Source organism: Candidatus Marinimicrobia bacterium CG08_land_8_20_14_0_20_45_22 (genome assembly GCA_002774355.1).
In the GTDB taxonomy this organism is placed as follows: domain Bacteria; phylum Fidelibacterota; class UBA2242; order UBA2242; family UBA2242; genus 0-14-0-20-45-22.
This window is the reverse complement of the sequence record PEYN01000048.1, coordinates 1-1,168: the sequence shown is the minus strand read 5'-3', so window position 1 is coordinate 1,168 and position 1,168 is coordinate 1. Positions and strand designations below refer to the sequence as shown.

1 protein-coding gene is annotated in these 1,168 nt (G+C 45.9%); it reads right to left on the bottom strand.

Annotated features, from left to right (window positions below; genetic code table 11):
- Nucleotides 1-1,168 (bottom strand): hypothetical protein (locus COT43_03105; protein PIS29753.1); only part of this gene is annotated, 1,168 nt, incomplete at both ends.

Genomic DNA, 1,168 nt, shown 5'->3' with positions numbered 1-1,168 from the left:
TCGGATTTGGACTTAATGAGAAACGGATTCGGATAGAGCGCGAGAAATTTGACCGGAATGACCTGCGAATCCGGAATTGCGATGACACTCAAATTGACCGCCGTAGTTGCAGTCGTAGAAGAATTCGTTAAAAAAACAGCCAGTGTATCTAACGATAACACGTCGCCTACAATAATATCGCTCCCGTCGGAAAAACTGCGGGATACGCTCGTCGCTCCCAATCGATCCAGAAGATAGCCGCCGATCAGATTCCCGTCATTGGAAGCATCAGCCGATAATCCCACAAACAGATTTTTCGAAAAAGTGATCAAAAACGGTTGAGTAGAAAATTGTTGAATTGTAGAAATGGGAAAATCAAGGCGGTCAGTCAGTTTTTGTCGATTTGCTAACAGGACGTAAAGTTGCGGAAATTCCTTCGCATCATCGGAAAGCGCGTATCGAGCGTCATAGCGCACTCCAGTGTAGTAGCACCGTCTCATAAATTCGTTCCAGAAAAGAGCCAGCGATGCGTCGCTTTCATATTCAATCGTCTTTTCCAGCGCCTGAAATGCGTAGTGCGTTTTGATAGTTTCCCAAACCGTCGATAGAAAGTATGGATTTCCCGAAAATTGCTCAACTAAAAAACGGACGAAAATTTCCAACGAATACCAGTAACTACTTGACCATATCGGATTGTTCGGATCGTTGAAAAAATCCGGAAGATAGCCAACATAGTCGTTGACTTCCGGATAGGCTCGCTCCTCAAACCACACTGAACACCACTCAAGGAAATAACGATCGCCATCTGCGCTGTCCACGCCGAACAGTCCGTTGTTTTCCCACCAATTGTATCCCATCTGAATAATATGAAAAAATTCGTGCGCAACCGTGACGCGCATGCCATCCAAGTCGTTTGTGGTATATCCCGATTCGGCATAATCGTTATCGATGACAGTGTAACCCGTATAATCGTACTGACGCGCGGTCGCAGTCACCGGATTTTCAGGATATGTCCAAGCGTATACGCTTCCTGCCCAGTTTTTAATATAAATATCGATTTCTGCGCCGTCTATTTCGTTGTCGGGAGGTGGCGGATCGAACCCCAGCGTATCAACCAGCAGACTGTAACTCCGCTCAGCCGCAATGCCGACCTCCCAAACATAATCGGGAATATTTTTCGAATTTGTAA